Source organism: Streptomyces aureus, assembly GCF_000725495.1.
Taxonomy (GTDB): Bacteria; Actinomycetota; Actinomycetes; order Streptomycetales; family Streptomycetaceae; genus Streptomyces; species Streptomyces aureus_B.
Window position 1 is genome coordinate 43,362 of record NZ_JNZD01000046.1, and the last position, 21,779, is coordinate 65,140.

General features: G+C 72.0%; 18 protein-coding genes. 9 read left to right on the top strand and 9 right to left on the bottom strand.

Going from position 1 to position 21,779, the window contains the following annotated elements; translation table 11 throughout:
• Positions 1-744 precede the first annotated feature (744 nt).
• On the bottom strand, positions 745-2,430 hold the full coding sequence (locus IO36_RS34515) for a hypothetical protein (RefSeq protein ID WP_107065870.1): 1,686 nt from the start codon (positions 2,428-2,430) through the stop codon (positions 745-747).
• A 348-nt stretch (positions 2,431-2,778) separates the two neighbouring features.
• Entirely contained in the window at positions 2,779-3,909 is a 1,131-nt protein-coding gene (locus IO36_RS34520) for an alpha/beta hydrolase (protein WP_037625933.1), read from the bottom strand.
• 223 nt (positions 3,910-4,132) lie between these two features.
• Here IO36_RS34520 and IO36_RS34525 point away from each other — a divergent pair, with 223 nt between their 5' ends.
• The 6 genes from IO36_RS34525 (at position 4,133) to IO36_RS34550 (ending at position 9,410) form a co-directional block, all read left to right on the top strand.
• Positions 4,133-5,938, top strand: coding sequence for a phosphatidylglycerol lysyltransferase domain-containing protein (locus IO36_RS34525; RefSeq protein ID WP_037625935.1), 1,806 nt, complete (start codon positions 4,133-4,135; stop codon positions 5,936-5,938).
• A 270-nt stretch (positions 5,939-6,208) separates the two neighbouring features.
• Positions 6,209-7,120, top strand: a complete 912-nt coding sequence (gene folP / locus IO36_RS34530; protein ID WP_063764934.1) for a dihydropteroate synthase — start codon at positions 6,209-6,211, stop codon at positions 7,118-7,120.
• On the top strand, positions 7,117-7,611 hold the full coding sequence (locus tag IO36_RS34535; protein WP_037625940.1) for a nuclear transport factor 2 family protein: 495 nt from the start codon (positions 7,117-7,119) through the stop codon (positions 7,609-7,611). Before folP ends, IO36_RS34535 begins: the two co-directional genes overlap by 4 nt.
• A gap of 269 nt (positions 7,612-7,880) precedes the next feature.
• A complete protein-coding gene (gene folB / locus IO36_RS34540) occupies positions 7,881-8,240 on the top strand; it encodes a dihydroneopterin aldolase (protein ID WP_037625942.1) in 360 nt (119 codons plus the stop codon).
• Positions 8,237-8,848 carry a 2-amino-4-hydroxy-6-hydroxymethyldihydropteridine diphosphokinase gene (folK, locus tag IO36_RS34545; protein ID WP_037625944.1) on the top strand — a complete coding sequence of 204 codons (612 nt, stop codon included), beginning with the start codon at positions 8,237-8,239 and terminating at the stop codon, positions 8,846-8,848. The genes folB and folK overlap by 4 nt, the downstream gene beginning before the upstream one ends.
• Before the next feature lie 73 nt (positions 8,849-8,921).
• Complete coding sequence (locus IO36_RS34550) at positions 8,922-9,410, top strand: DUF3180 domain-containing protein (RefSeq protein WP_037625946.1); 489 nt, start codon at positions 8,922-8,924, stop codon at positions 9,408-9,410.
• 91 nt (positions 9,411-9,501) lie between these two features.
• Here the strand turns inward: IO36_RS34550 and folE are convergent, their stop codons facing one another.
• The 6 genes from folE to dacB all read right to left on the bottom strand — a co-directional run bounded on the left by folE (position 9,502) and on the right by dacB (position 17,510).
• Positions 9,502-10,107, bottom strand: a complete 606-nt coding sequence (folE, locus tag IO36_RS34555) for a GTP cyclohydrolase I FolE (protein ID WP_037625947.1) — start codon at positions 10,105-10,107, stop codon at positions 9,502-9,504.
• A 146-nt stretch (positions 10,108-10,253) separates the two neighbouring features.
• Positions 10,254-12,281 (bottom strand): ATP-dependent zinc metalloprotease FtsH, encoded by a 2,028-nt coding sequence (gene ftsH / locus IO36_RS34560; RefSeq protein ID WP_037625951.1) that lies wholly within the window; start codon positions 12,279-12,281, stop codon positions 10,254-10,256.
• 199 nt (positions 12,282-12,480) lie between these two features.
• Positions 12,481-13,041 carry a hypoxanthine phosphoribosyltransferase gene (hpt, locus tag IO36_RS34565; RefSeq protein ID WP_037625953.1) on the bottom strand — a complete coding sequence of 187 codons (561 nt, stop codon included), beginning with the start codon at positions 13,039-13,041 and terminating at the stop codon, positions 12,481-12,483.
• A 165-nt stretch (positions 13,042-13,206) separates the two neighbouring features.
• On the bottom strand, positions 13,207-14,364 hold the full coding sequence (gene tilS, locus IO36_RS34570; RefSeq protein WP_037625955.1) for a tRNA lysidine(34) synthetase TilS: 1,158 nt from the start codon (positions 14,362-14,364) through the stop codon (positions 13,207-13,209).
• 193 nt (positions 14,365-14,557) lie between these two features.
• On the bottom strand, positions 14,558-15,706 hold the full coding sequence (locus IO36_RS34575; protein ID WP_037625957.1) for a zinc-dependent metalloprotease: 1,149 nt from the start codon (positions 15,704-15,706) through the stop codon (positions 14,558-14,560).
• Between the two features lie 247 nt (positions 15,707-15,953).
• Entirely contained in the window at positions 15,954-17,510 is a 1,557-nt protein-coding gene (gene dacB, locus IO36_RS34580) for a D-alanyl-D-alanine carboxypeptidase/D-alanyl-D-alanine endopeptidase (protein ID WP_037625959.1), read from the bottom strand.
• A gap of 79 nt (positions 17,511-17,589) precedes the next feature.
• Here dacB and IO36_RS34585 point away from each other — a divergent pair, with 79 nt between their 5' ends.
• Positions 17,590-18,081 (top strand): inorganic diphosphatase, encoded by a 492-nt coding sequence (locus IO36_RS34585; RefSeq protein ID WP_037625961.1) that lies wholly within the window; start codon positions 17,590-17,592, stop codon positions 18,079-18,081.
• Positions 18,082-18,237: 156 nt separating this feature from the next.
• Positions 18,238-19,896: a threonine/serine exporter family protein gene (locus IO36_RS34590; RefSeq protein WP_037626005.1), complete on the top strand. Its 1,659-nt coding sequence runs from the start codon at positions 18,238-18,240 to the stop codon at positions 19,894-19,896.
• Between the two features lie 45 nt (positions 19,897-19,941).
• On the opposite strand, the gene IO36_RS34595 is transcribed toward IO36_RS34590, so the two are convergent.
• The gene (locus IO36_RS34595; protein WP_037625963.1) at positions 19,942-21,237 is read right to left on the bottom strand and encodes a DedA family protein; all 1,296 of its coding nucleotides are present in this window, start codon (positions 21,235-21,237) and stop codon (positions 19,942-19,944) included.
• A gap of 140 nt (positions 21,238-21,377) precedes the next feature.
• Here IO36_RS34595 and IO36_RS34600 point away from each other — a divergent pair, with 140 nt between their 5' ends.
• The gene (locus IO36_RS34600) at positions 21,378-21,743 is read left to right on the top strand and encodes a YbjQ family protein (RefSeq protein ID WP_037625965.1); all 366 of its coding nucleotides are present in this window, start codon (positions 21,378-21,380) and stop codon (positions 21,741-21,743) included.
• The last annotated feature ends 36 nt before the right edge of the window (positions 21,744-21,779 follow it).

Sequence of the window (21,779 nt, forward strand, 5' to 3'; positions counted from 1 at the left end):
GCACTGGTCATCGCGCCGCCCCGTCCCTGCTGACGTTCACAACGGGCGGGGTTCACGTCTGCGCTGACGTGTGCGCCGGAAGCGAGGTCCGGGCCGGAGCCGCCCGGGGAAGGTCCGCCCGCGGAGCGTGCCCCGTGTGTCTCGGGCGCCCCGGTCGGTGCGGGGTGGTGCCGGGTGGTTCCGGTCGGTGCAGGGTGATGCCGGGTGGTCCCGGCCGGTCCCGGTCGGTGCCGGGCGGTCCCGGTCGGTGCAGGGTGATGCCGGGTGGTCCCGGCCGGTGCCGGGCGGTCCCGGTCGGTGCAGGGTGATGCCGAGTGGTCCCCGCCGGTGCCGGGTGGTCCCGGTCGGTGCCGGTGGTCCCGGTCGGTGCCGGGCCATGCCGACCGGGGCTGGACGGTGCTGGACGGTGCCAGCCCAAGCTGGGCCGTACCGACCAGGGTTGGACGGTACCGACCGAGGCTCGGCCGCGCCGCCCCAAGCTGGGCCGCGCCGACGCAGGATGGGCTGTGCCGACCGGCGCTGGACAGTGCCGACCGGGGCTCGGCCGTGCCGGCCCAAACTGGGCCGTGCCGACCGGTGGCGGGGCGGACCGGACCGGGCCGGTCAGGGATGGGCGTGGCGGATCGGGCCGGTCGGCGATGAGCGGCGGGGCGGCCTCCGGGCGTGGCGCGGGAAACGCGTGGGGGGCAGTGGCGTCATGCCACTGCCCCCCACGTCGTCACGCCCGTCCGGCGGCCGGCCGGCTCAGGAAGCCGCGCTCCGCAGCCCGGTCATGTCGATGTGCTCGGTCTCGTCGTGCTCGGTCAGGTCGATGACCTGACGGTCGCCACCCTCCGAAGCCCCGCCCGCGGACTCGGCCTCGTGCACCGCGAGCGCTTCCTGGCCGACCACGTCGGCGAGGTCCTCGTTCTGCACGGCCTCCACCGCGGCGTCCGCCTCCTCCTTCTGCGTACCGAAGAAGTCGAACCCTCCCTCGACCGGAGGGCGCCGCACCGGCGCGGTCTGCGGGACGACGGCCACCGCCGTCGGCACGGTGAAGTGACCGGTGCGCTGGGCGGGCCTGGCCGGCGGAAGCGCCGCCCGGGCCGGCGGTGCCGCCACGGCCCGGCGGGAGGTGTCGGGTGCTGCGGGCGACGACGGCTCGGCGTCGGCGGCCGCGCGCTGGTGCTCGCGGGCCGCCTCGGGCTTCCCCTGCGCCCCACCCGCCTCCGCCGCGGAGTCCGGTGCCGGACCCGTCCCGGTGGCCGGAGCGCTCTTCGGGGCCTGCTCGCCGTTCGCCGCGCGGTCCCGGGTCGCGACGAGTTCCTTCGTGGCGGCCGCGCCCTTCTGCAGCGCAGCGCGCTTCTTCGCCGCCGCGTCCCTCTGGACGGCCGCGTCCAGAGCGGACCCGTTGGGGGCGGGCAGGTCGGTCAGCGAACCGGCCTCGTCCGGACGGGGTTCGGCGTCCGGCAGCGCGAGGGCCACGGACGTCCCGGCCGTGCCGGTGCCCTCCGTCTCACCCGCGATGCGGCTCAGCGCGGCTCCGGCCCGCAGGAAGAGCGAGGAGCCGGCCGGGGAGAACACCTCGGGGGCGGCCTCGGCCTTGGCGTCCTGGTCGTCGTGCGCGTCCGGGAGGGCGGTGTCGTCGTCGGGTGCCATGAAGGCCTCGATGGCGTCGTCCGACCCGCCGCCGGAACCGGGCGCCCCGTCCTCGGAGTCCGTGGAGCCCTCGGGCTCCGCCGGCCCGTCGGAGGACTCGGGCGACTCGGTGGACTCGGACGACTCGGGCGACGGTGCCGCCTCGGTCCCGTCCGGTCCGTCCGGGGTCCCGGTCTCCTCGGGCGCCTCCGTCTGGTCGACGGCCTCGGAGGAGTCGGCCGGCTCGGTGACCTCGAGGGCACCCGCCGTCTCGTGGGTGTCCGTCACCTCGGCGGAGTCGGCGGCCTCGATCTCGTCCGGGGCCGTCCGCGCGGCCGGCAGGGCACGGGCCGGAACCGATGCCTCTATGGCCAGCTGCCGGCGTCCCTCCAGGGCGGTGGCCCGCTCGGTCTCCGCCGTGGCGTACCGCCGCAGCAGCGCCGCGTGTTCGTTGCGCAGGCCGGCCAGTTCGGTGCGCTTGGCGCGCAGCTTCTGCTCCAGCTTGGCCCGCAGTTCGCGCGACTCGTCGAGATCCGTCTCCAGCTCGGCGACGCGCTCCTCGTGGCGCCACTCGTCGCTCGCCCGCGCGCGCGTGAGATCGGCGACGCGTTTGCCCGCCGCGGTGTCCCATTGGCGCAGGACGACCGCGCTGACGACCGCCGTCGCCGCGGCACCGGCGGCCAGGACACGGAGCGCGAACGCGTCCGTGAACAGCCAGGGCCCTATGGCGAAGACGAGCGACACGCCGGCGATCGCCGAGGAAGGCAGCACCCTGTGCAAGGGCGGGGAATGGCGGTGGCGTCCACGTGGCATGGCCAGAAACTTACCGCGCGTAGGCGAATCTTGGTGCCCCGCGCGGTAAAAACCCGGCTTCCCCGGAGGCTTTGTCCTGTACCGAGCGGCTACAGAGCACACTACTTGTCCCACAAAGCCCGCCGCGCCCCCTGTCCCACCGGCTCCTCGATCAATTCCGGCGGCTCCGGAAGTTCACCGAATCGGAATGACCGGCGCCCGGCATTCCCCCGCCGGGCGGCATTTCCCCGCGCCGGGCGGCCCAATTCACCTGTCGCTCGCGGGCACCGTCCTTCCGCGCGCCGGAGCCGCTCGCGGCGGCGTCCCTCCCCGCGCCGGGGCCGGTGGCGGCACCGGCGCGGGCCCCGGTCAGCGGTCGCTCAGCCGTCCGCTGATCCACTGCAGCGTCGCCGGGATCTCCCGCCGCCAGGTGTTGAAGTTGTGGCCGCCGCTGTCGAGGATGATCGACGAGATCCGGGTGAGCCCCTTGGATTTCACGAGGTCTATGAAGTCCAGCGTGGCCCGGTAGTTGGATTCGCCCACCCTGCTGCTGGTGACGAGGAGCGAGGTGTCCGGCGCGGGCTTGTTCCGCAGGTACCAGCGCAGGTCCGCACTGTTGCGCAGAGCCTTGTCGCCGCGGAACAGATCGCCCGTCGTCCGGTCGATCGGCGCCTTGTAGTACGGCGACAGTCCGGCGCCCGCCGCGTACACCCCGGGATGGTGGACGGCCAGTTTCAGCGCGCAGTACCCGCCCGTCGAGTCGCCGATCACGCCCCAGCTCCGGGGATTCCTGCCCACCCGGTAGTGGTCCGACACGGCCTCGGGGAGGTCCTTGGCGAAGAAGGACTCGGTCCGCGGGCCGCCGGGGATGTCCACGCACTCGGTGTCCCGCGGGGGCGCGACCGTCGGCCGCAGCATCACGAGGATCATCGGCTGGGTCCTGCCCTCCCTGACCAAACGATTCGCCGTCTGCGGGAAGTGCAGTGCCTTGATGAGCGCCCGGGCGGTTCCGGGATAGCCGGTCAGCACCGTGACCGCGGGAAACGTACGGGTGCGGTACTGCGGCTGGAAGTACTCGGGCGGCAGATAGACGTACGCCGGTGTCGCGATGCCGGTCGTCCGGCCGACGATGTCGATCTTCTGGATCTGGCCGCCGGTGCCGGGCCGGGCCCCGCCCGAGACCATCACCTGCTCGGTGTCCACCACCTGGAGCGGGCCGCCGCCCGGACCGCTCGCGCCGTTGTGGTCGACGACCACGCCCTCGCCGCGCTCCTGGCCCATGAGGTCCGCCCAGCTGGCGTAGAACCCGAACGCCTGATTGGCACTCAGCCCCACCGAGGCGAACAGCAGCACCTGGGTGGCGAGCAGCAGACCCACCCGCCCGCTGACGGACCACCAGGTACGTCGGGCGAGCCGCGGCCACCACCACACCGTGCCGATGAAAAGCAGCACGGCGAGCAGGACCACCAATGCCAGCACCTTGTTGCTCGTGAGACCCATGGGCTGCTCCGCCTGCGCTTTCCGTCCGGGTCCGTCCCGCGCATTGGCGAGTCCTTGCCCTGGACTTTCCTTGCCTTTTGAAACGGCTTTCCGGAAGGGAGTGAACCTGTCTCCCCAAGACACCGTCCTAGAGGGCGCAATGTCGCCGGATGCCGGAATGGCACCGGATTCAAGGTCTCTCGCGGAACCACGGGATGCGATGTCTGTCAGGATAGATGGGGAATTGTCGGGTGGGGTTCCAGGCCGGACCGGCCGGACACGGCGCGTACTGCGCGGTCCGAGCCCGGAGGCCGTCCCCGCCCTGGTCGCCAGGGCCTGCACCCTCGTGGGTCTCCTGGACATCGCCGCGGGCGTCTTCCCGCGCTTCCGTCACAGCCGTATGCACGCCCTCGCGGAAGTGCTGCCCGGCTCGTTCGGGCCGTTCGCCGCGGCGCTCTCGCTCAGCGCCGGCGTGCTCCTGCTGCTGCTCGCCCACGGGCTGCGGCGCCGCAAGCGCCGGGCGTGGCGCGCCGCGGTCCTGCTGCTGCCGGCGGGTGCCGCCGCGCAGTTCGCGTACCGCCACTCGGTGATCGGCGTCGTCATCTCGGCCGCGCTGCTCGCACCGCTGCTGCGCAACCGCGACGAGTTCGCCGCGCTGCCCGATCCGCGCAGCCGCTGGCGCGCGCTCGCCAACTTCGTACTCATGGGCGCCGGTTCCCTCGTCCTCGGACTCGTCATCGTCAGCGTCCACGAGGACCGCATGATCGGCGACCCGAGCCTGGCCGACCGCATCAGTCACGTCCTGTACGGGCTGGTCGGCTTCGAGGGCCCCGTCGACTACGCGGGACCCACGTCCTGGACCGTCGCCTTCTCCCTCGGCGCGCTCGGCTGGCTCACCGCCGTCACCACGATCTACCTGGCCTTCCGGCCCGAACACCCCGCCGCACGGCTCACGGAGGACGACGAGGCCCGGCTGCGCGTCCTGCTGGAGCGGCACGGCGCCCGCGACTCCCTCGGCCACTTCGCGCTCCGCCGTGACAAGGCGGTCGTCTTCTCCCCCAGCGGCAAGGCGGCGGTCACCTACCGGGTCGTCTCCGGGGTGATGCTCGCCAGCGGCGACCCCATCGGCGACGTGGAGGCCTGGCCCGGCGCGATCGAGCGCTTCATGGACGAGGCCAAGGCCCACTCCTGGACGCCCGCCGTCATGGGCTGCTCGGAGACGGGCGGCGAGGTGTGGACCCGCGAGACCGGCCTCGACGCCCTCGAACTCGGGGACGAGGCGGTGGTGGACGTCGCGGATTTCTCCCTGTCCGGGCGCGCGATGCGCAACGTGCGCCAGATGGTCAAGCGCATCGAACGCGCGGGCTACGAAACCCGGGTACGGCGCATCCGTGACCTCGGCGAAGGCGAGCTGGAACGGATACGGCGCGCGGCGGAGGACTGGCGCGGCACCGACACCGAACGCGGATTCTCCATGGCGCTCGGCCGTATCGGTGACCCGTCCGACGGCGACTGTCTGATCGCCACGGCGCACAAGGCCGACGATCCCCCCGGCCCCTACGGCGACCTGAAGGCCGTCCTGCACTTCGTCCCCTGGGGCCCGGACGGCGTGTCGCTGGACCTCATGCGCCGTGACCGCGCGGCCGACCCCGGCATGAACGAACTCCTCATCGTGGCGGCGCTCCAGGCGTCCCCCCGCCTCGGCATCGAACGGATCTCGCTCAACTTCGCGATGTTCCGCTCGGCGCTCGCGCGCGGCGAGAAGATCGGCGCGGGACCGGTGCTGCGTGCCTGGCGCGGGCTGCTGGTGTTCCTGTCCCGCTGGTTCCAGATCGAGTCGCTGTACAAGTTCAACGCCAAGTTCCGCCCGCGCTGGGAGCCGCGCTTCGTGGTCTACGCGGCCTCTCGCGACCTCCCCCGCATCGGCTTGGCCGCCATGCAGGCCGAGGGCTTCGTGAACCTCGCCCTCCCGCGGATCCTGCGCCGCCGCACCCCGGCTCCCCGCCCCTGCGCCCACGCGACGACGGACCGGGGGGTCAGGGCGGCCTAGGGCGTGTCCGGCGGGCCCGGTCCCGCACCGTTCCCCACCCGTGTCCCGTCTCCCCGGAGGCGGGACACGGGCCGTTCAGGGCCCGTGCCGGGCGGTCCGGGGCCGCTCGGAGGCCGGCGCGGAGGGGCCGTGCGGGCGGTCCGGGGCACCTTGGGAGGCCGCTGCCGCGGCACGCGGGCGGACGGGGCCGCGCCCTCGGGCCCGGTCCGCGGGACGCCGGGACCCGGCAAGGGGCGATGAGGGTTCCCCCGGGAGGCCTAGGCTGGACGTATGAGTACTGAGCGCGGGCGCGGGCGAGTCGCCGGGCTGCCGACGTGGGACCGCTGCGCGGTCATGGGGGTCGTGAACGTCACCCCTGATTCCTTCTCCGACGGCGGCCGCTGGTTCGACACGACGGCCGCGGTCAAGCACGGCCTCGGCCTGGTCGCCGAGGGCGCCGACCTCGTGGACGTCGGCGGCGAGTCCACCCGCCCCGGGGCCACCCGCGTGGACGAGGCCGAGGAGCTCAAGCGGGTCATCCCCGTCGTGCGCGGCCTGGCCTCCGAGGGCGTCACCGTCTCCGTGGACACCATGCGCGCCTCCGTCGCCGAGCAGTCCCTCGCCGCGGGCGCCGCCCTCGTCAACGACGTCAGCGGCGGCCTCGCCGACCCCGCGATGATCCCCGCCGTGGCCGCGGCGGGCGCCCCCTTCGTGGTCATGCACTGGCGCGGCTTCCTCGCCGGCGGCAACGTCCAGGGGACGTACGAGAACGTGGTCACGGAGGTCCTGGACGAGCTCCGCGCGCGCGTGGACGCCGTCCTGGCCGGCGGGATCGCCCCCGACCGGATCGTCGTCGACCCCGGGCTCGGCTTCTCCAAGGACCCGGAGCACGACCTGGCCCTCCTGGCCCACCTCGACCGGCTGCGCGCCCTGGGGCACCCGATGCTGGTCGCCGCCTCCCGCAAGAGGTTCCTCGGCCGGGTCCTGGCGGGCCCCGAGGGCGCCCCGCCGCCCGCGCGCGAGCGCGACGCCGCCACCGCCGCCGTCTCGGCGATAGCCGCCCAGCAGGGCGCCTGGGCGGTCCGCGTGCACGAGGTACGGGCCACCGCCGACGCCGTACGGGTCGCCCGTGCCGTCGAGGGCGCCCGCACCGGCGGGGCGACGGGCCCCGCCGGCGGTCCGGCCGCAGAGGGAGCCCGGTGAGCACACCGCGGACCGATGTCGAGCAGGTCGAACGCGCCAACACGGCGTACTACGAGGCGATGGAGCGGGGCGACTTCGAGGAGCTGTCCTCGCTGTGGCTGGTCCCGCTGGACACCTCCGACGACGACTTCGAGGGCGAGGGCGCGGTCGTGTCCTGCGTCCACCCCGGCTGGCCCGTCCTGAACGGCCGCGGCGAGGTGCTCCGCTCGTACGCGCTGATCATGGCGAACACGGAGTACATCCAGTTCTTCCTCACCGACGTGCGCGTCAGCGTGTCCGGCGACACGGCGCTGGTGACCTGCACCGAGAACATCCTCAGCGGCGGCCCCGCCCCCGACGACGGCGACGAGCTCGGCCCGCTCGTGGGCCAGCTGGTCGTCGCCACGAACGTGTTCCGCCGTACGGCCGACGGCTGGAAGCTCTGGTCCCACCACGCCTCCCCGGTCCTGGCCGAGTCCGGCGAGGACGAGGACGAGGACACGCCCGGCTGAGTGCCCCGGGGCCCGCCGGGCGGGCCCTGGGGGAGCCCGGGAGACGAAAGGTGATTGGAACCGCCGGACCGGGGTAGGGGCGGCGCTACCGGACCGTGAGCCGCCGCGTTCCCCCGGGGAAACGCCCGGTGAAGCCTCGTGGCCTCACCGGTGCGGCCGTCCCCGTGGACGAGCGTTGTCCGCGCCCGCAGGTAGATTCGTTCGAGGCCCGTGCACCGACCGCACTCGGAGCAGGACGGCCTTCACCGACGATTGCAGGAGTGATTCGCGTGGATCGTGTCGCGCTGCGCGGCCTCAAGGCCCGCGGGCACCACGGCGTCTTCCAGAAGGAACGCGAGGAGGGCCAGACCTTCATCGTGGACCTGACGCTGGGCCTGGACACCCGCCCGGCCGCGGCCGACGACGACCTGGCGAAGACCGTGCACTACGGCATCGTGGCGGAAGAGGTCGTCGCGGTGGTCGAGGGCGAGCCGGTCGACCTCATCGAGACGCTCGCCGAGCGCATCGCCCAGACGTGTCTCAAGCACGACGGCGTCCAGGAGGTCGAGGTCTGCGTCCACAAACCGGACGCACCCATCACGGTCCCCTTCGACGACGTGACCGTCACGATCATCCGGAGCCGAGTATGACCGCTTCCTTCACCGAGGGTCACAGCGACCCGACCGTCCAGCCGGTGCCCGCCTCCGTGGTCCAGCAGGTCGACGCCGCCGACACGACCCTGAGCAACCCCAAGCGCGCGGTCATCTCCCTCGGCTCGAACCTGGGCAACCGCCTGGAGACCCTCCAGGGAGCCGTCGACGCCCTGGAGGACACCCCGGGCGTCCGGGTCAAGGCCGTCTCCCCCGTCTACGAGACCGAGCCCTGGGGCGTCGAACCGGGCAGCCAGCCCTCGTACTTCAACGCGGTCGTGGTGCTCAGGACCACCCTCCCGCCGTCCTCGCTCCTGGAGCGCGCCCACGCCGTCGAGGAGGCCTTCCACCGGGTCCGGGACGAACGCTGGGGGCCGCGCACCATCGACGTGGACATCGTGGCGTACGCCGATGTCGTCTCCGACGACCCGGTGCTGACCCTCCCTCACCCGCGCGCCCACGAACGCGCCTTCGTCCTCGCCCCCTGGCACGACGTGGACCCCGAGGCGCAGCTCCCCGGGCGCGGCGCCGTCGCCCCGCTCCTGGAGGCCCTCACCCGGGAGGGTGTCGCGCCCCGCGCCGACCTGGAACTCCGGCTGCCCGAGTAGTCGTTAAGGTCAGGACGACCACAGGCCGGCCCGGCACGGGCCCCGGCCGCTCGCGGGCTACCGAAGGGGCAACGTGAAAGAGCTGCGGATCAGGACACTGGCTGCCGTGTTCGTGGTGGCCGGAGTGCTGTCCTGGGCGGGCGCCCGCCTGTGGAACGCGCTGGGCACGCTGCCCCGGGTCCCGCTGGCCGCCCCCATCGTCCTGGCCCTGATCGCGATCGTCCTCCTGGCGACGGCCCTGTCGCTGCGCGCCCGCCTCAAGGCCCAGCGCGAGCGCCGCCCGGGCGCCAAGGGCGTCGATCCCCTGATGGCCGCCCGCGCGGTCGTCTTCGGCCAGGCGAGCGCCCTGGTGGCCGCCCTCGTGGCCGGCATGTACGGCGGCACCGGGGTCTATCTGCTGAGCTGGCTGGACGACCCGGCCCGCCGTGACCAGGCCATCTACGCGGGCCTTTCCGTCCTCGCCGGAATCGGCGTGATAGCGGCCGCCTTCTTCCTGGAGCGCGTCTGCAAGCTCCCGGAGGACGACGACGAACGCCGCGGCGGAACGGCCCCGGTGGCCTGAGGCCCCGCCCGGGGACCACGCGGCGCACCGGAGCACCCGGCGGGACGGATCGACGCGGCGGGACGGTCCACGCGGCGGGCGAGCCCGGCTCCTATCGGGCCATGATGAGGCTCATCGCCTCGTTGCGGGTCGCCGCGTCCCGCAGCTGGCCGCGCACCGCCGACGTGATGGTCTTCGCACCGGGCTTGCGGATACCGCGCATGGACATGCACATGTGCTCGCACTCCACGACCACGATCACACCGCGCGGCTCCAGGATCTCCATCAGCGAGTCGGCGATCTGCGTCGTCAGCCGCTCCTGGACCTGAGGACGCCGGGCGTAGACGTCGACCAGCCGGGCCAGCTTGGACAGACCGGTGATCTTGCCGCTGGTGGACGGGATGTAGCCGACGTGCGCCACGCCCCGGAACGGGACCAGGTGGTGTTCGCACGTGCTGAACACCTCGATGTCCTTCACCAGGACCATCTCGTCGTGGCCCAGGTCGAACGTCGTCGTCAGCACGTCCTCGGGCCGCTGGCGCAGGCCCGCGAATATCTCCTGGTACGCCCTCGCGACCCGTGCCGGCGTCTCCCGCAGGCCCTCGCGGTCCGGGTCCTCGCCGACCGCGAGCAGAAGCTCCCGTACGGCGTTCTCGGCACGCTTCTCGTCGAACTCGCCGATCGCGCTCTCGCCGTCCAGCGTCACGGGGTCGGTCATCTGGTCCTCGTTCCTGTGTGGATCCTGCGCGTGCCTCGACGCGTCAAAAGGTGCGGGCACACGAAAATGCCGCGCCCTCCAGGCTAGAACCTGGGGGGCGCGGCATCCATTCCGGGCCTGGTGAGGCCGCCCGGAGCCGAGCGGACTCAGCTGTCGGTGCGGTCCTCCGGGGCCGTCTCCGTGGCGGGGACGGACTCCGTGGCGGTGGCGATGGCCGCCGTCGATCCGTTCGCCCCGTTCGTCAGCGACAGCTCCTTGGGGGAGAGCACCGGCGGACGGGTGGACGGGGTGCGACGGGAGGAGCCGGTCCACGCGGGGCGGGCCGGGCGCTTCACGATCGGAGCGAAGATCTCGGCGATCTGCTCCTTGCTCAGCGTCTCCTTCTCCAGCAGCTGGAGCACGAGCTGGTCGAGGACGTCGCGGTTCTCGACCAGGATCTCCCAGGCCTCGTTGTGCGCGTTCTCGATGAGCTTCTTGACCTCTTCGTCGACGAGCGCGGCGACCTCTTCCGAGTAGTCGCGCGGGTGCGACATCTCCCGGCCCAGGAAGGGCTCGGTGTTGTCGCCGCCAAACTTGATCGCGCCGAGGCGCTCGGTCATGCCGTACTGCGTGACCATCGCGCGAGCGGTGGCCGTGGCCTTCTCGATGTCGTTCGCGGCACCTGTGGTCGGGTCGTGGAAGACGAGCTCCTCCGCCGCGCGGCCGCCCAGCATGTACGCGAGCTGGTCCAGCATCTCGTTGCGCGTGGTGGAGTACTTGTCCTCGTCCGGCAGGACCATCGTGTAGCCGAGGGCACGGCCGCGCGACAGGATCGTGATCTTGTGGACCGGGTCGGAGTTCGGGGAAGCCGCCGCGACCAGGGCGTGTCCGCCCTCGTGGTACGCGGTGATCTTCTTCTCCTTGTCCGACATGATCCGGGTCCGCTTCTGCGGGCCCGCGACCACACGGTCGATCGCCTCGTCCAGCATGCCGTTGTCGATCAGCTTCTGGTTGCTGCGCGCGGTGAGCAGCGCCGCCTCGTTCAGCACGTTCGCCAGGTCGGCACCGGTGAAGCCGGGGGTCCGGCGGGCCACCGCGGACAGGTCCACGTTCGGGGCGACCGGCTTGCCCTTCTGGTGAACCTTGAGGATCTCCAGACGGCCCTGCATGTCCGGGCGGTCGACCGCGATCTGCCGGTCGAAACGGCCGGGGCGCAGGAGGGCCGGGTCGAGGATGTCGGGCCGGTTCGTGGCGGCGATCAGGATGACGCCGCCCTTCACGTCGAAGCCGTCCATCTCGACGAGCAGCTGGTTCAGCGTCTGCTCGCGCTCGTCGTGACCGCCGCCGAGGCCGGCGCCGCGGTGGCGGCCGACCGCGTCGATCTCGTCGACGAAGACGATCGCCGGGGCGTTCGCCTTGGCCTGCTCGAACAGGTCACGGACTCGGGAGGCACCGACACCGACGAACATCTCGACGAAGTCGGAACCGGAGATCGAGTAGAACGGAACGCCCGCCTCGCCCGCGACGGCACGCGCGAGCAGGGTCTTGCCCGTACCGGGAGGCCCGTACAGCAGGACACCCTTGGGGATCTTCGCGCCGACGGCCTGGAACTTCGCCGGCTCCTGGAGGAACTCCTTGATCTCCTGGAGCTCCTCGACGGCCTCGTCCGAGCCGGCGACGTCCGCGAACGTCGTCTTGGGGGTGTCCTTGGTGATGAGCTTCGCCTTGGACTTCCCGAAGTTCATGACCCGGGAGCCGCCGCCCTGCATCTGGTTCATCAGGAACAGGAAGACGACGACGATGAGGACGAAGGGCAGCAGGGACAGCAGGATGCCCACGAAGGGGTTCTGCTTGGACGGCGAGACGGTATAGCCGTCCGGGATCTGCTTGTTCTGGAACTTGTCCTGCAGCGTGTTGGCCAGGGCCACGCCCTGGTCGCCGATGTAACTCGCCTGGATCTTCGAGCTGCCGTCAACCTTCTCGCCGTCCTTCAGCGAGGCCTTGATGATCTGCTCGTCGCCAGTGGTGATCTTGGCTGACTGGACCTTGTTGTCATTGATCGCCTGGACGACCTGGCCGGTGTCCACCGTCTTGTAGCCGCCGGACGAACCGACGACCTGCATCAACACGACCACGGCAAGGACGGCCAGCACGATCCACATGACCGGCCCACGGAAGTATCGCTTCACGTCCATCCATACGGAGCGGTGCCGCCCCGTCCCTCCTGCCATAGTGAGTTTGATAAAGGCTGTTCTTCGGACGGTACCCCAGCATTGTCACCCGAAGCCGCAGGGGACTGCCGGCAATCCCGTCCACGCATGCTCCAACGGCGCGAAACGCGCTGGGGTTCCCGATCGTCCTACAGGGGCTGAGCCGCCCTCAGGAAGAGGGTGCTCAGCCGCCGTAGACGTGAGGCGCGAGCGTACCGACGAACGGGAGGTTGCGGTACTTCTCGGCGTAGTCCAGGCCGTACCCGATGACGAACTCGTTCGGGATGTCGAAGCCGACCCACTCGACGTCGATCGCGACCTTGGCCGCGTCCGGCTTGCGCAGCAGCGTGCACACCTTGAGCGAGGCGGGCTCGCGGGAGCCGAGGTTGGAGATCAGCCAGGACAGGGTCAGCCCGGAGTCGATGATGTCCTCGACGATCAGGACGTGCTTGCCCTTGATGTCGGTGTCCAGGTCCTTGAGGATCCGCACCACACCGGAGGACTGGGTGCCCGCGCCGTACGACGACACGGCCATCCAGTCCATGGTGACGGGGGTGGACAGCGCACGCGCGAGGTCCGCCATGACCATCACGGCACCCTTGAGCACTCCGACGATCAGCAGGTCCTTGCCCGCGTACTCCGCGTCGATCTTCGCGGCCAGCTCGGCCAGCTTCGCGTCGATCTCTTCCTTGGTGATGAGCACCGACTTGAGGTCGGTGCCCATGTCTTTCGCGTCCACCCGCATCACTTTCGGTCGTCCGTCCCACTTTTTTGGGCTCGTCACCTGCAGGGCGCCGTGCAACCGGCGGTGGTCCCTTCGGCTCACCCGCACGGCCGTCCCGGAGCGCCCGTGACCCGAGTCGAGGGGTCCCGGGGAGCCGCGCGAGCGGTCCCGGTGCGGGGTCCGGTTTCAGCCTTGCCGAATCACCAGTCTGCCACCCTGGCGCTGGGCGACGACTTTGCCCGGGAGATTGATGGCCCCCTGACCACGCCATCCGGTGATCAGCCGGTCGATCTCCTCGATGTGCCGGGCGAACAGCGAACCCGCCGGAGCGCCCGCCTCGATGGCCGCGCGGCGCAGGATCCGGCGGCGTACGGCGGGCGGCAGGGCGTAGAGCTTGGCGCACTCCAGGAGGCCGGCCGCGTCCCGGACGGACGCCTCGGCCTGGCTGGCCCACGCGTCGAGCGCGTCGGCGTCGTCCCGGGAGAGCTGGGCCGTACGGGCGAGCGCCTCGACGACTCCTTTGCCGAGCGCCTTCTCGAGGGCGGGCAGACCCTCGTGGCGGAGCCGGGAGCGGGTGTAGGCCGGATCGGCGTTGTGCGGGTCGTCCCAGACGGGCAGCGACTGGACCATGCAGGCCTTGCGGGCGGTCTGCCGGTCCAGGTGCAGGAAGGGACGGCGGTAACGGCCGTCGGCCCCCGAGACCGCGGCCATTCCGGACAGGGAGCGGATGCCGGAGCCGCGGGCGAGCCCGAGCAGGACCGTCTCGGCCTGGTCGTCACGGGTGTGGCCGAGCAGGATCGCGGTGGCGCCGTGGCGCTCGGCGGCGGCGTCCAGGGCGGCGTACCGGGCGTCGCGGGCGGCGGCCTCGGGGCCTCCGTCGCGGCCGACGGTGACGGCGATCGACTCGGCCGGGGCGAGCCCGAGCTCGGTCAGGCGCAGCACGACCTCGTCGGCGCGCAGCCCGGAGCCGGGCTGCAGACCGTGGTCGACGGTGATGCCACCGGCGCGGACACCGAGTTTGGGGGCCTCGAAGGCGAGGGCGGAGGCGAGCGCCATGGAGTCGGCGCCGCCGGAGCAGGCGACGAGCACGAGCGGCTCCGGGGCGGCGCCGTCGCCGGGGCCGGGCCGGGAGCTCGCGGAGGTGCGGTCGTGCGGGGCACGCGCGGACACGGCGGAGCCGCGCCGGGTGCCCGGGACGCGTTCCGCGTCGGGCGCGCAGGGGCGCGCGGCACCGCGTGCGGGCGTGCGCCGGGTGTCGTGGGCGGGCGGTTGTTCGGTCAGGATGTCGTGGAGTACGCGGCGGACCGCCAGGCGTATCGCCGCGACCGCAGGATGGGGACCCATGTCCGGTTCCCTTCATGAAGTTTTCGGGGGGTTAGCCCGGGGATCTGTCACTCAGAGTGTGTAGATGGTGACAGAACCGGGGCGTTCCCCGAGCATTGCACGCCTACCCATGCTCCACGGTCCCTCGGACGGGTGATAGAGGGAGCGTTTGCCTGCCGTCGGCCGGATTCCTTTCACGACCGTCCCGCGGGGTTCACGAATCCGCCTTGCGGTGCACCCGCGCGACCCAGTCCGCCGGTTTGGCGATCTCCGCCTTGGTCGGGAGGGTGTTCGGCGAGGTCCACACCCGGTTGAAGCCGTCCATGCCGACCTCGTCGACGACCGCCCGTACGAACCGCTCGCCGTCGCGGTACTGCCTGAGCTTGGCGTCCAGGCCGAGCAGTTTGCGCAGGGCCAGGTCGAGGCGTGAGGCGCCCTTGGCGCGGCGCTGCTGGAACTTCTCGCGGATCTCGGCGACGGAGGGGACCACGGCGGGGCCGACACCGTCCATCACGAAGTCGGCGTGCCCCTCCAGGAGGGACATCACGGCGGTGAGCCGGCCGAGGATCTCGCGCTGGGCCGGCGTCTGCACGATTTCCACGAGGGAACGTCCGCCGTCGTCCTCCTCGGAGTCGGGGCGGGAGCCGGAGAGCGACTGCGCCGCCTCCCTGATGCGCTCCAGGACGGTCATGGGGTCGACCTCGGTCTCCCCCAAGAACGACTGGATTTCGCCCTCCAGGTGGTCGCGCAGCCAGGGCACGGCCGTGAACTGGGTGCGGTGCGTCTCCTCGTGGAGACACACCCACAGCCGGAAGTCGTGCGGCTGGACGTCGAGTTCGCGCTCCACGTGCACGATGTTCGGGGCGACGAGCAGAAGCCTGCCGCCGCCGTTGCCGGAGGCGGTGGGCGATCCCGCGGGCAGGTCGCGGGTCGCGGGAGCGAACGTCTCGTACTGCCCGAGGACCCTCGACGACAGGAACGACAGCAGCATGCCCAGTTCGACGCCGGTGACCTTGCCGCCGACCGCGCCGAGGACGGCTCCGCCCGTGGAGCTCCCGCGCCGTTCCTGCATCTTGTCCAGAAGGGGCTTGAGGATCTCCCGGAACCCGGCGACGTTGGCCCGGACCCAGCCGGGGCGGTCGACGACGAGGACGGGGGTGTCGTGGACGACGTCGTCGCCCATGCGGGTGAAGCCCCGGACGTGCTCCTCCGAGGCCTTCGCGTGCCGGCGCAGCTCCGCGACGATGGCCCGTGCCTCGTCGCGGCTCACCTCCGGGCCCGGCCGCACGAGCCGGGTCGCGGTCGCCACCGCGAGATTCCAGTCGACCATCCCAGCTGAAGCAGCACCACCGATGCTCGTCATGCGTCAACCGTACGTGAGCGGGTCCGGCTGCGGTTAGGGTCCGGAGCCGTCCGGCCGCCGGCCGCGGGGCCGCTGGTGCGCGTGGTTCCCGCGGGCCGGGAGGGACCGGGCACCGCGTCCGGCACCCGGCGGTCGGCGCGCCGGGGTTCGGCGGTCGGCGCGCCGGTTCGGCCTACGCGATGCGGCCGTCGGCGCGTCGGGGTCGGCCGTCCGCTCGCCGGGTCCTCGGCCGCGAGTGGGGGCGGCTCTAGTGGCAGCCGCACGCCACCAGGGCCGTCGCCGTGTGGTCCAGCGCCGCCCTCGCCACATCGGCGACGGGCGGGTTGGCGGCGTCCGAGGTCAGGAAGGCGAAGGCCAGCAGGCGGCCGTCCTTGTCGACGACGGTGCCGGCGAGGGTGTTGACCCCGGTCAGGGTGCCGGTCTTGGCGCGGACGACCCCGGTGGCCGTGGGGGCGTCGGTGTAACGGGCGCTGAGGGTGCCGGTGAACCCGGCGACGGGCAGACCCGTGAGCACCGAGCGCAGTTCGGGGTGGGCCGGGTCGCCCGCCTTGGCCAGCAGGGCGGTGAGCAGGTCGGCGGAGAGCCGGTCGTCACGGTTCAGACCGCTGCCGTCCGCGAACCGGGCCCCGGCCAGCGGCAGTCCGAGCTTCTTCAGCTCGGCGCGGATCGCCTTCGCGTCCCCGTCGAAGGAGGGCTCCTCGCCGGTGGCGAGGGCGACCTGACGGGCCAGCGCCTCGGCGATGTCGTTGTCGCTGTTGGTCAGCATCCGCTCGACCAGGGCGGACAGCGGCGGCGAGGAGACGGAGGCGAGGGCCTGGGAGCGGCTCGTGGCCTTCGAGGGGCCGGGGGCCGTCGCGGTGATCCCGTGGTCGTGCAGCAGATCGGCGAACGTCCGCGCGGCGGCCGCCGCCGGGTCGGCGGCCCGCCCGGTCGGCCCGCTCGTCGAGCGGTCGAGGCGCCCCTCGTCGGCCATCAGGGGGGTGACCTTCGCGATGTTGTCGTTGACCCCCATGGGGTGAAGACCGGGGCCGGAGTAGAGCGAGGTGTCGTAGGAGAGCGTCACGTGGTCCATGTGACGGTCCTTCAGGGCGGCGGCCGTGCGCTCGGCGAGGGTCCCGAGGTCCGCCCAGCCGTCCGCGGGCTTTCGGGCGGTCAGCGTCGGGTCCCCGCCGCCGACGAGCACGACCTCCTTGGTGTCGGGCTCCAGGACCGTGCGCGTCAAGATGCGGTGGTCGGGTCCCCGTGCCGCGAGAGCGGCCACCGCGGTCGCGATCTTCGTGGTGGAGGCCGGTGTCTGGACCTGCTCGGCGCCCTTGCCGTAGAGCCGCTTCCCGGTCGCCACGTCGACCACCACGGCGGTGCGCGTCGAGCCGAGGGCCGGGTTGGCCAGCAGCGGGTCGAGGACGCCGGCGAGGCCCTTCGCGGCGGGCGCGCCCTCGGCGCTCGATGCGCCGCCGAGCCCGGTGAGCACGGAGTCGGCGCTGGGCGCGGGCCGGGGTGACGTTCGGTGCGTATCGGACGTACGTGCGTGATCTGTGCCACCCTCGGGCACCCGCGATGCGGCCCAGTCCCGCTCGGCCGTACGCTGACCGGTGGAGTCCCAGGGACCGGCCACGGTCACCGCACCGGCGGCGAGAGCCAGGCCGGCGGTGGCGGCGACGGCTGTGAGCTGCGGCGTCGTCCATCGCACGGCACGCGGCCGTACGGCACGGGCGATCCGCGCCGCATGCGGTTTCACCGTCCGCGCGATCCGCACGACATGCGGTCTCGCGGCCCGCCAAGCCCTCAGCTCTGGCACGACCACCAGCCCCTTTCGCGATCACCCACCTGCGTGAGGGACACTTAATCACCAGAAGTATGTGCTGATCATGGAGGAGCCACCGGTGGAGTTCGACGTCACGATCGAGATTCCGAAGGGTTCACGGAACAAGTACGAGGTGGACCACGAGACCGGTCGGATCCGTCTGGACCGTCGACTCTTCACCTCGACCAGCTACCCGGCCGACTACGGCTTCGTCGAGAACACCCTCGGCGAGGACGGCGACCCGCTGGACGCGCTGGTCATCCTGGACGAGCCGACCTTCCCGGGCTGCCTCATCCAGTGCCGCGCGATCGGCATGTTCCGGATGACGGACGAGGCCGGCGGCGACGACAAGCTGCTGTGCGTCCCGGCGCACGACCCGCGCGTGGAGCACCTGCGCGACATCCACCACGTGTCGGAGTTCGACCGCCTGGAGATCCAGCACTTCTTCGAGGTCTACAAGGACCTGGAGCCGGGCAAGTCCGTCGAGGGCGCCGACTGGGTCGGCCGTGCGGACGCCGAGGCCGAGATCGAGCGTTCCTACAAGCGCTTCAAGGACCAGGGCGGTCACTGACCTCCCCGCGGGCGGTCTCCGACCCCCGCCCTTTTCCGAACGGGCCGCGTGATCCCCTGGGGGTGACGCGGCCCGTTCGTGTGTCCGTACGCATACTGAGGCATACGGAAGGCAAGAAGGAGAACCACACAGAAGCGAAAGGCGAGGCTGGAGTTGGTGGCGGACCCGGAAGCGGAAGACCGCAAGCCGCACTCGGACGAGGCGAGGAGTGCCTTCAGCCCGCCCACGGGGGTGACGCCGCCGGGCCCGGCGGCGGCCGACGAGGACGGATCGACGACCTCGGAGTTCGCGCTCCCCCAGGGCCTCGACGCACCGCAGCCCGCCGGGCCGGAACAGGGCGGTTCGGCGTTCAGCACCCCGCGCACCTACAGCGCCCGCAACGCCCCGCCCGCCTTCACGCCGGCGACCGGCGTCCCCCTGGTCAGCCTGACCAAGGACGCGCCGTGGCAGGACCGCATGCGCACGATGCTGCGCATGCCGGTGGCGGAGCGGCCCGCTCCCGAGCCCGTGCACAAGGAGGACGAGCCGGGGCCCGCCGTCCCGCGCGTCCTGGACCTGACCCTGCGCATCGGCGAGCTGCTCCTCGCGGGCGGCGAGGGCGCCGAGGACGTGGAGACGGCGATGCTCGCCGTGTGCCGCGCCTACGGGCTCGACCGCAGCGAGCCGAACGTCACCTTCACCCTGCTGTCGATCTCGCACCAGCCCTCCCTCGTGGACGACCCGGTGACCGCGTCACGGACCGTCCGCCGCCGGGGCACCGACTACACGCGCCTGGCGGCCGTCTACCGGCTCGTCGACGACCTGAGCGACCCGGAGACCTCGATCCCCCTCGAGGAGGCCTACCGGCGGCTGGCCGAGATGCGGCGCAACCGGCACCCGTACCCCGGCTGGGCCCTGACGGCCTCGGGCGGACTGCTGGCGGGCGCGGCCTCCGTACTCGTCGGCGGCGACGCGATCGTGTTCGTCGCCGCCGCGCTCGGCGCGATGCTCGGCGACCGGCTCGCCTGGCTGTGCGCCGGACGCGGACTGCCGGAGTTCTACCAGTTCACGGCGGCGGCGATGCCCCCCGCCGCCATAGGCGTGGCGCTCACGGTGGCGCACGTCGACGTGAAGGCGTCCGCGGTGATCACCGGTGGGCTCTTCGCGCTGCTGCCGGGACGGGCGCTCGTCGCGGGGGTGCAGGACGGACTGACCGGCTTCTACATCACCGCGTCCGCGCGACTTCTGGAGGTCATGTACCTGTTCGTGGGGATCGTCGTCGGCGTCCTCGTGGTGCTCTACTTCGGCGTCAAGCTGGGCGCGCAGCTCGACCCCGACGCGGCCCTGAACATCTCCAAGCGGCCGCTGCTCCAGATCGCCGCGTCGATGGCGCTCTCGTTCACGTTCGCGGTGCTGCTCCAGCAGGAACGCTCCACCGTCCTCGCCGTGACCCTCAACGGCGGCGTGGCCTGGTCGGTGTACGGGGCGATGCACTACGCGGGCGGGATATCGCCGGTGGCCTCCACGGCGGTCGCCGCGGGCCTGGTGGGCCTCTTCGGACAGCTGCTCTCGCGCTACCGGTTCGCTTCCGCGCTGCCCTACACGACGGCCGCGATCGGGCCCCTGCTGCCCGGTTCGGCCACCTACTTCGGGCTGCTGTCGATCGCCCAGAACAACGTCGACAAGGGCCTGGTGTCGCTCACGAAGGCCGCGGCGCTCGCCATGGCCATCGCGATCGGGGTGAACCTCGGTTCGGAGATCTCGCGACTGTTCCTGCGTCTGCCGGGCGGCTCCGCCGGCGGGCGGCGGGCCGCCAAGCGCACGCGCGGGTTCTGAGGCCCGGTCCCGCGGGACCGGGCTCCGGAGGTCCGGGCGGACGCCTCAGTTCTGCGACGGGCCCTGGCCGTACGGGTACTGCTCGGCGTCGTACGGAGCCCGGGGGTCGCCCTGGGGGTGCTGCCGGTCCTGGCCCTGGCCGTAGCCCTGCTGGTGGCCCTGCTGGTACCCCTGGTCGTACTGCCGCTGGTCGTAGCCGTAGCCCTGATCCGAGCCGTACTGCTGGGGCTGGGGCTGCTGCTGGTACTGCTGCTGGGGCTGGGCCTGGTGCTGCTGGTGCTGGCCCTGGTGCTGCTGCGGGGCCTGGGGCTGGCGGTACTGCTGCTGGGCCGGGTAGGGGTCGCCCTGACGGCCGTAGCCCTGTCCCTGGGCTCCGTGGTTCCCGTACGCCTGGCCCTGGCCCTGGCCCTGGCCGTGGCCCTGCGCCTGGCCCGGACCGCCGTACGACGGGCCGTGTCCCTGGTTCCCGTAGGCCTGCCCCTGCGCCTGGTTCCCGTACGACGCGCCGTGCCCCTGGTCTCCGTAGAACCCGGCGGGGTCCTGGCCGCCGTAGGACCCGTCCCGGTTCTCGTGGACCGGCGGCACGCGCAGCGGCCTGGTGGCGTCGTCCATGACGGGCGGCGCGGTGTGGGCATGGGCCGGGAAGGAGTCCGGGAAGTCGTCGAAGCCCTGAGCCGCGTACGGCTCCTCCTGCTCGGGGGACTCCTGGGGCGGGTTCTTCTTCGCCTTGGAGCGGGCGCGCAGGAACTCGATCAGGATCGGGACGACCGAGACGAACACGATCAGGATCAGGATCAGTTCGATGTGCTTGTTGACGAACTCGATCTTGCCGAGCCAGGAGCCGAGCAGGGTGACGCCCGCGCCCCACAGCACGCCGCCGATGACGTTGAAGGTGAGGAAGGGGCGGTACCGCATGCCGCTGACGCCCGCGATGATCGGCGTGAACGTGCGCACGACGGGAACGAAGCGGGCCAGCACGAGGGACTTCGGACCGTACTTCTCGAAGAACTCGTTGGCCTTGACCACGTTCTCCTGCTTGAACAGGCGCGAGTCCGGGCGGGAGAAGAGGGACGGGCCGACCTTCTTGCCGAACAGGTAACCCGCCTGGTCGCCGAGGACCGCGGCGAGACAGATCAACGGCACCGCGGCCCACAGCGGGAAGTCCATGGCGCCGGTGGCGATCAGCAGGCCGCAGGTGAACAGCAGCGAGTCACCCGGCAGGAAGAAGCCGATGAGCAGGCCGGACTCGGCGAAGACCACCAGCAGCAGGCCCCAGATGCCGAAGTTGTCCAGGAGCGTGTTCGGATCCAGCCAGCTGGGACCGAGGGCGAGCGTCATCACGGGTCCGGGCTCCTGAGGGGTGAAGGGAGGACGGCGGTCCTTGTACGGCCGACCAAAGCTATCAACGCGATGTGTCGACGCCAGGTTCCACCCGTGACTCCAGGATGCACTGTGCGGCCACTGGGACAAAGCTGTGGACCATGGGCATCGATGAATACGGCGGCGGCCAGGGTCCCCACGCGGACGTGCTGGTCGTGACCACGAACGACGTTCCCGGCCACCGCGTCGAGCAGGTCATCGGCGAGGTCTTCGGCCTCACCGTCCGCTCGCGCCATCTGGGCAGCCAGATCGGCGCGGGCCTGAAGTCGATGATCGGCGGTGAGCTCAAGGGGCTCACCAAGACGCTCGTGCAGACCCGCAACCAGGCCATGGAACGGCTCGTCGACCAGGCACGCGCGCGGGGCGCCAACGGGGTGCTCATGTTCCGCTTCGACGTCTCGGAGGCGGCGGACGTGGGCACGGAGGTGTGCGCCTACGGCACGGCGGTGGTCCTGGTGAAGGAGTAGACCGCGCCGCACGGGCCCCTTCCGGAGCCGGTACGG